Genomic DNA, 8568 nt, shown 5'->3' with positions numbered 1-8568 from the left:
TGCGTACAATGGCTAGGACCGAATTTCGGGTCTTGGCCGGCAGACCGGCCTTTACTTTTGCACGCCCGGCACGGGACGCCTTCACTTCCTCAGGAAATGAACTGCGGCGTGCGCACGCAATCCAGCTTTCAGGAGCCCAATGAACGCCGTCCAGAGGTTCATCAGAAGCAGAGTGCTTTTGCTGACCGCGTCCATTTTGATCGTGGCCATGTGCCTGTCCGTGCTCGTCCAGGGTCAGTCCCAGGCGGCGCTGAGCAGGACCGTGGACCAAAACTCCCGGGGGCTCTATGACGTCCTGGTGCAGGCCAAGGCGAAGGATAACGGCGGCCTGATGCAGCCCGACATCGCCACCGGCCAGGGCGGCATCAGCTTCGAGCAGCTGGATTCGATCCGCAAGCTCACCGGCACCTCTGTGGCCGCACCCATCAGCCTGGTCTCGCGCGTGACGCAGAACCTGGAGTCGCCGCGGCTGGACGCCACCGACTACCTGGGCTTCAACGCGGGCCTCGCGGGCACCTCCGGCGACCCGACCGCCACGGATCCGAGCAAGTGGCCGGCCGCGGAATCGGTACTGAGCGACACGCCGAAGAAATACCGCCTCACGGCCAGCGCCGTCAGCTCCGACGGCCACTCCGACCAGACCCTGTTCAAGACCACGGCCGAGGGCTCCCTCGGCAAGGCGAAGCTGGTCGAGGAACAGGTTGAAGGCGGCAAGAACGTCCGCATCCAGGGCCCGGAGGGTGAGACCGGCATCAAGTTCCCCACCCCGGCCGGCGGCTCCGAGCACAACCTCTTCAACCTCTCCGTTTCCCTGCCGATGGCTCCGCAGGTGACCGAGTCCGTCGTCGCCGTCGACCCCGTCTCCGAACGGGCGCTGCTCGGCACGGCCGGTGACTTCCTGTCCCCGCTGGAGAAGGCCCCGCCCGCGGACGCACGCAACGCCGGCGCGATCGGCCGGCACTTCGAGAGCCTCTTCACCAACGGCATCAGCATGGACGAACTCAAGGAAGGCCCGGACTTCCTCGGCGTCAAGCTCAAGTACTGGGCACCGCTGATGACCCAGTACCAGCAGGCCAAGCGCGACGGCCAGCTCACCGACGATTCGCAGGCCATCCCGCTGATCGTGCGCTCGGGCACCGCCCTGGACCTGAAGTACTCGGTCAAAATCGAGGAAATCGACGACTCCGGCAACGTCACCAAGGACGTCGGCACCGTGACCCGCTCGCTGGACAAGGACTACCTGCCGTTCGTTTCCAAGTCCCCGTTCGCCCTCGCCTGGCCCGGGTCCAAAGATCTCTCCCAGCTCATGGGTGACACCGGATCCTTCAGCCAGGGCCTCTACAACCCGGCCACCTGGACCACCAACTTCGCCGCCGCCCCGACGTACAAGGACGGCGAAACCGCCGCCAACGGCGCCGTTGACAAGAGCGCCACGCCCGGTGACTGGGTCACCGTGAACCGGCTGCCGGACAAGGCCGCCAACGGCGAAGCCGTCGACCAGACCCAGCGCGAGCCGGTAGACGAGCGCTCCTACCGCCAGAACCTCGAAACCGGCAAGAAGCTGGCCACGCCGCTGGCCATGGTCTACGGCACCTTCGACGCCGCGAACGTCAAGGAAGCTGCCGGCGACGTCAACCGGCTGCCCCTGGGCGGCTATGACCCCGCGCCGTTCACCCTGACCAAAGACGGGTCGGGCAAGGACGTCAACACCGAACTCAAGCCCTCGCTGAGCGCCACGGGACTGGTCAGCCAGTCCGCCGGAGCCATCACCGACTACTACGGCCTCGCCGCCGCCCGCGGCTACGATGCGAACGCCAACGTGATCGACGCCGTCCGGGTCCGCGCCAAGGTCCCGGGCAGCTGGAAGCAGGCGCAGCCCGAGGTGGAGAAGCTCGCCAACGAGATCCGCGACATGGGCCTGCAGGCCACCGTGGTGGCCGGTTCGGCCCGCGAAGACGCCAGCATCGCCGTTCCCGGCTACTCCAAGGACGACGCCGGCAAGGAATCGCCCCTGGGCACCGTGCAGCAGTCGTGGGTCCGCCAGGACGCCGCGGACGCCGTGTCCGGCTCGCTGACCGCCACGAACCTGACCCTGCTGTTCCTGACCCTCTGCGGTGCTGCCCTCCTGACCGGAGCCTCCACCGTCAGCTACATCCGCAAACGGCGCAGCGAGGCCGGTACCTTGCGCGCCATGGGCTGGACCCAGCGCAAGATCCGTTCCTGGGTGCTGGCCGAATTCGGCGTCGGCGCCGCGCTGCTGGCCGTCGTCGGAATCGTCCTGAGCCTGATCAGCTGGAGCACCGCCACCGCGGTGGTCTCGGCGTCGGTCCTGGTGCTGTACGCCGGTGCCGCGTTCGTCGCGGCGCAGCAGCTGCGCCACCGCGACGTCGTGGACCAGGAGCCGCAACACGATGAACGGCTCATCGCGGTCGATTCCCCGCTGACCTTCGCCAACCGGCAGCTGAGCACCAACAAGTTCAACACCATCTCGCTGGCTGTTGCCGTCGGTGTCTTCGCCGCGGCCGTCGGCGGACTCGTCGCCCTGCTGATCGACATTCCGCGGGCCGCCGGCGCCAGCGCCCTCAGCGGGCTGGCCGCGGCGAGCATCGCCCTGCCCAGCATCATCCTGGGCGTGTCCGGTGTTGCCGTCGGGCTGCTGCTGACCATGGTCACCGGCCGCTTCGAGCTGCAGGCCAAGCGCCAGTACCTCGGCACGCTGCGGGCCATGGGCTGGAACCCGGACATGCTGGGCCAGGTCCGCTTCTTTGAAAACGCCATGGTGGGAACCGTCGCGCTGCCGCTGGGTGTTGTGGGCGCCCTCGGCATCGGCCTCCTCCTGGCACCCTACGCCGCGCTGTGGGCCGCAATTGCCGGTCTCGTAGCTGTACTTTGCTGGATTCCGATTGCAACGAAAGTGGTCCAATGACTAACGAGCTGAACCTTGACCGGGAGGCACACGACCGGATGACCGCCAGCACCCGTCGCGGTGCGCACAAGACCCGCGCCAACACGATCGTGAAGGCCACGGACCACGCCACCCCGCTGGAACTGAGCAACATCACCATCCACTACGGCGGCGGCAAGGGCGGTGCCGAGGCCGTCAACGTCGTCGACGACTTCAACATGACCCTGCACGCCGGCGAAATGCACTGCGTCGCGGGCCGCTCCGGCTCGGGCAAGACCAGCATCCTGACCGTCGGCGCGGGACTGACCCTGCCGACGTCGGGCCGGGTGTTCTGGGAAGGCGACTCGCTCGAGACCATGGGCGACGACGAGATCGCCGACCGCCGCCGGGCCCTGATCGGCTACGTCGACCAGGGCGGTGCGCTGATCGACGGGATGAGCGCGCTCGAGAACGTCCTGCTGCCGGCCGTGCCCGACGGCGAGGTCGAGAAGCGCCGCGACATGGCCAAGGACCTGCTGGACCTCGTGGGCCTGGGCCGGCGCATGCGCCACCGCCCGGCGCAGCTTTCCGGCGGTGAACGCCAGCGCGTCGCGATCGCCCGGGCGCTCATCCTCGGCACCCGCGTCCTGGTGGTCGACGAGCCCACGGCCAGCCTGGACCGTGCCGCGGCCAACCGCATCATCAGCATCCTCAAGGACACCACCTCGGACGGCATTGCCGTGCTGGTCGCTTCACATGACCACGAACTGGTCCGCCAGAGCGATACCCTCACAGAACTGATCTAGATTTAGACCGTGACTTCAACTGACCAGACCCCGTTCTACATCACCACGGCCATCACGTACCCCAACGGGGTGCCGCACATCGGCCATGCGTACGAGTACATCGCCACCGATGCGATGGCCCGGTTCAAGCGCCTGGACGGGTACGACGTCTTCTTCCTGACCGGCACTGACGAGCACGGCATGAAGATCGCCCAGGCCGCCGAGAAGGAAGGCGTCACGCCCAAGGAACTGGTGGACCGGAACGCCGAGATCTACAAGGGGGCGCACGCCGCCCTCGGCGTCTCGTACGACCGCTTCATCCGCACCACGGACGCCGACCACTACGTTGCGTCGCAGGCCATCTGGAAGAAGATGGAGGCCAACGGGGACATCTACCTGTCCAAGTACGAGGGCTGGTATTCGGTCCGCGACGAGGCGTTCTACGTCGAGGACGACACCGTGGTCAAGGACGACGGGATCCGCTACTCGCGCGAATCCGACACCGAGGTCACCTGGACGGCCGAGGAGAGCTACTTCTTCCGGCTCTCCGCCTATCAGGACAAACTGCTGGCTCTCTACGAGGCCCACCCGGAATTCGGTGCCCCGCAGTCCCGCTTCAACGAGGTCATCAGCTTCGTCCGGCGCGGTCTGGAGGACCTGTCCATCAGCCGCACCACGTTCGACTGGGGCGTTCCCGTGCCCGGCAACGACAAGCACGTCATGTACGTGTGGGTCGATGCGCTGACCAACTACCTCACCGGGGTCGGCTACCCGGACGTCGACTCGGACTCCTTTAAGAAGTTCTGGCCGGCCGACGTGCACGTGATCGGCAAGGACATCTCCCGCTTCCACGCCATCTACTGGCCGGCGTTCCTCATGAGCGCCGGACTGGAGCTGCCGAAGCGGATCATGATCCACGGCTTCCTGCAGAACAACGGCGTCAAGATGTCCAAGTCGCTGGGCAACGTGGTGGCCCCCGCGGACTTCGTGGCCCAGTACGGCCTGGACCAGGTCCGCTACTTCTTCCTGCGCGAGGTCCCCTTCGGCGCGGACGGCAACTACAACCACGAGGCAATCGTGGGCCGGATGAACTCCGACCTCGCCAACAACTTCGGCAACCTGGCCCAGCGGTCGCTGTCCATGGTGGCCAAGAACTGCGAGGGCCGCGTGCCCGCGCCCGGCGCATTTTCCGCCGAGGACACCGCGATTCTGGCCCAGGCCAACGGACTGCTGGACGCCGCCCGGGCCGCGTTCGAGAAGCAGGAGTTCAGCCGCGCACTGGAGGCCATCTGGGCTGTCCTGGGGGACACCAACGCCTACTTCGCCGAGCAGGCCCCGTGGGTGCTGCGCAAGACCGACGTCGAACGCATGAACACGGTGCTCTACGTGACGCTCGAGGTGCTGCGGATCGTCGCGATCCTGGCCCAGCCGGTCATGCCGGTGGCGACGGCGGCGATCCTGCACACGCTCGGCCAGCCCGAGGGCGGGGCGCGCCAGTTCTCGGCCCTGGGCACACCGATCGCCGCCGGCACGGAACTGCCCGCCCCGGCCCCGGTGTTCCCGAAGTACGAGGAACCCGCCGAAGCCTGAGCGAGCCCCCACCGGTGACGCTCCCGCAGATCCGGCGGCGTTTCGAGTGACGCTCCCGCACTTCCGGTTCGGAAGTGCGGGAGCGTTTCGTCTTTTCCTGCCGGAAGTGAGGGAGCGCCCGCAGGGGTGATCGAATAGTGAGACAACTTGACCAGAATGTGGATCACTTGGCTACCCTGAAAATATGAGCGCATCCACGATTGATCTGGCAGTCATCCCGGGCGACGGCATCGGCCCGGAGGTCACCGCCGAAGCCCTGAAGGTCCTTGAAAAGGCCGCGGCCGCAGAAGGGATCGTGCTCCAGCAGACCCACTACAAGCTGGGTGCGGAGCACTGGCTCGCGACGGGGGAGACCCTGCCCGCGGCCACCCTCGCCGACCTCCGCACCCGCGACGCCATCTTGTTCGGCGCCGTCGGCGCGGCCCCCGGCGACACCCGGATCCCCTCCGGCATCATCGAGCGCGAGCTCCTGCTGAAGCTGCGCTTCAGCCTGGACCACTTCGTCAACCTGCGGCCCTCCCGCCTGTACGCCGGCGTCGGCAGCCCGCTCGCGAACCCCGGCGAGATCGACTTCGTCGTCGTCCGCGAAGGCACCGAGGGCCCCTACGTGGGCAACGGCGGCACGCTGCGCGCCGGCACCCCCCACGAGGTGGCCACCGAGGTGTCCCTGAACACCGCCCACGGCGTGGAGCGCGTGGTCCGCGACGCGTTCCGCCGGGCCAACGACCGCCCCCGCAAGAAGCTCACCCTGGTGCACAAGCACAACGTCCTGGTCTTCGCCGGCCAGCTCTGGAAGCGCACGGTCGAGGCCGTGGCCCAGGAGTTCCCCGACGTCACGCACGACTACCTCCACGTCGACGCCGCCACGATTTTCATGGTCACCGATCCGGCCCGCTTCGACGTGATTGTCACCGACAACCTGTTCGGCGACATCATCACCGACCTCGCGGCGGCCGTGACCGGCGGGATCGGCCTCGCTGCCTCCGGCAACCTCAACATGGACCGCAGCGCGCCGTCCATGTTCGAACCGGTCCACGGGTCCGCCCCGGACATCGCCGGCCAGCAGAAGGCCGACCCCACCGCGGCCATCCTCTCCGCGGCGCTCCTGCTCGACCACCTCGGCTTCGCCGGCGCCGCCCGGAAGATCGAGGCGGCCGTCACGGCCGACGTCGAAGCCCGCGACGGCGCCGTCCGCACCACCAGCGCGATCGGCGACGCCATCGCGGCGGCGCTGTAGGCCCGGGCTGCATTTCCTGCACGGCAGGCGACTGCAGGCACCGCAAAACCGTGCTGCCAACGGGCGTAAGCTTGTTTCGAATCACCAATATGCTGCCGTGGTCCGAGGGTGAACCACGTTCCCACACCAGGCAGCCGATCGTGGAGGAACCATGACTCAGACTGCCCATGGCGTCGAATTCACCCAGCACCTGTCGGAGACCCCGAAGTCTGCTGAAGAGCGTGCCGCCATCCTGGCAAACCCGGGATTCGGCGACTATTTCACCGACCACACCGCGATTGTGGACTACAGCGTCGACGCCGCCGGCAACGGCGGCTGGCACGACGCGCGCGTTGAGCCCTACGGCCCGATTTCCCTGGACCCCTCCGCCGCCGTGCTGCACTACGGCCAGGAGATCTTCGAGGGCCTCAAGGCCTACCGCCACGCCGACGGCTCGGTCTGGACGTTCCGGCCCGAGGCCAACGCCGCCCGGCTGAACAAGTCCGCCCGGCGCCTGGCCCTGCCCGAACTCCCGGAAGAATACTTCCTCGGCGCCATCCGCGAGCTCGTCGCGGCAGACAAGGACTGGGTCCCCGCCGGCGACGGCGAAGCCCTGTACCTGCGGCCCTTCATGATCGCCACCGAGGCGTTCCTGGGCGTGCGGGCAGCGCGCGAGGTCTCCTTCCGCGTGATCGCCTCCCCGGCCGGCAACTACTTCGGCGGCGAACTCAAGCCCGTCTCCATCTGGATCTCGCGCGAATACGCCCGCGCCGGCCGCGGCGGAACAGGCGCCGCCAAGTGCGGCGGCAACTACGCTGCCTCGCTGATCGCCCAACAGGAGGCCGAGGCCAACGGCTGCAAGCAGGTCCTCTTCCTGGACCAGTTCAACGACAACGCCGTCGAGGAACTCGGCGGCATGAACGTCTTCTTCGTCATGAAGGACGGCTCGCTCGTCACCCCCGCGCTCTCCGGCACCATCCTGGAAGGGATCACCCGGATGTCCGTGATCCAGGTGGCCCGGGACATGGGCCGGGAAGTCACCGAACGCAAGATCACCCTGGATGAGTGGCGCGACGGTGTTGCCTCCGGAGACATTGCCGAGGTCTTCGCCTGCGGCACCGCCGCGGTCATCACCCCCATCGGTGTGCTCAAGGACGCCACCGAGTTCATCGGCTCCGAGGACGCCAAGGCGGGGGAGACCACCCTGGCCATCCGCGCCCAGCTGCTCGGGATCCAGACCGGCACCGTGGAGGACACCCACGGCTGGCTGACCCGGCTGGCATAGCCACAGAACGTCTAAGTGCACGACGGCGGTCCCCACCTTCCGGTGAGGGCCGCCGTCGGCGTCTGCGGTCCAGGGCTGGAGCCAACGACGCCCGATTCAATGCAAGGATGGGTCCGTGACCTCCGAGACATCCCGCGGCATTGTCCGCAGCAGTGAGCTGACCCGGTTCCGCCTCGCCCCGAATCCGGGCCCCATGAGCCTGGACGGAACCAACTCCTATCTCATTGCCGCCCCGGGGGCGGCGGCCAGGGTCGCCGTCGACCCCGGGCCCCTCGACGGGCCGCACCTGCAGGCGCTGGCCGGCGAGGGACCGGTCGAACTCATCCTGATCACACACCGGCACGCGGACCACACCGCGGCCGCCGAGAGGTTATCGGCCTTGACGGGCGCACCGGTCCGGGCCGCGGACCCCGCCCACTGCCACGGCGCACCCCCGCTGCAGGACGGCGAAACCATCCGGGCGGCCGGCACTGATATCCGGGTCCTGGCGACGCCGGGCCACACCTCGGATTCGCTGTGCTTCCACCTGCCGCAGGACGGACCGCACGGCTCGGTGCTGACCGGGGACACGATTCTGGGCTCCGGAACCACGGTGCTGGACTACCCCGACGGCACCCTCCGGGACTACCTCGACTCGCTGGACCGGCTCGAACGCCTCGGGCCGGCCACGGTGCTGCCGGCCCACGGCCCGGTGCTGCCGGCCCACGGCCCGGTGCTGCCGGCCCTGGACGCCGTCGCCCGCGCCTACCGGGACCACCGGCGGGGCCGGCTCGAACAGGTCCGGGCAGCCCTCGCGGCACTGGGCGCC

The 8568-nt window shown here is 68.2% G+C and carries 6 protein-coding genes; all 6 read left to right on the top strand.

Going from position 1 to position 8568, the window contains the following annotated elements; all coding sequences use genetic code 11:
- Positions 1–139 precede the first annotated feature (139 nt).
- The gene (locus Y706_RS0119615) at positions 140–2926 is read left to right on the top strand and encodes an ABC transporter permease (protein WP_028277926.1); all 2787 of its coding nucleotides are present in this window, start codon (positions 140–142) and stop codon (positions 2924–2926) included.
- Positions 2927–2964: 38 nt separating this feature from the next.
- On the top strand, positions 2965–3690 hold the full coding sequence (locus Y706_RS0119610) for an ABC transporter ATP-binding protein (protein ID WP_143264746.1): 726 nt from the start codon (positions 2965–2967) through the stop codon (positions 3688–3690).
- Positions 3691–3699: 9 nt separating this feature from the next.
- Positions 3700–5259 carry a methionine--tRNA ligase gene (gene metG, locus Y706_RS0119605; RefSeq protein WP_028277925.1) on the top strand — a complete coding sequence of 520 codons (1560 nt, stop codon included), beginning with the start codon at positions 3700–3702 and terminating at the stop codon, positions 5257–5259.
- A 184-nt stretch (positions 5260–5443) separates the two neighbouring features.
- A complete protein-coding gene (locus tag Y706_RS0119600) occupies positions 5444–6496 on the top strand; it encodes a 3-isopropylmalate dehydrogenase (protein WP_028277924.1) in 1053 nt (350 codons plus the stop codon).
- 151 nt (positions 6497–6647) lie between these two features.
- Entirely contained in the window at positions 6648–7760 is a 1113-nt protein-coding gene (locus Y706_RS0119595) for a branched-chain amino acid aminotransferase (RefSeq protein ID WP_018773524.1), read from the top strand.
- A 115-nt stretch (positions 7761–7875) separates the two neighbouring features.
- Positions 7876–8568 (top strand): MBL fold metallo-hydrolase (locus Y706_RS0119590; protein ID WP_028277923.1); only part of this gene is annotated, 693 nt, incomplete at its 3' end.

This window comes from Arthrobacter sp. I3 (assembly GCF_000520575.1).
GTDB classification, from domain to species: Bacteria; Actinomycetota; Actinomycetes; order Actinomycetales; family Micrococcaceae; genus Arthrobacter; species Arthrobacter humicola_A.
The sequence above is the reverse complement of the archived record's forward strand: the minus strand, read 5'-3'. Positions and strand labels throughout refer to the sequence as shown.

Excerpts from the sequence above, each read along its gene's own strand:
- Y706_RS0119610 (WP_143264746.1), top strand. The coding sequence starts at position 2,965 with ATGACCGCCAGCACCCGTCGCGGTGCGCACAAGACCCGCGCCAACACG.
- Y706_RS0119595 (WP_018773524.1), top strand. The coding sequence starts at position 6,648 with ATGACTCAGACTGCCCATGGCGTCGAATTCACCCAGCACCTGTCGGAG.
- Y706_RS0119615 (WP_028277926.1), top strand. The coding sequence starts at position 140 with ATGAACGCCGTCCAGAGGTTCATCAGAAGCAGAGTGCTTTTGCTGACC.
- Y706_RS0119600 (WP_028277924.1), top strand. The coding sequence starts at position 5,444 with ATGAGCGCATCCACGATTGATCTGGCAGTCATCCCGGGCGACGGCATC.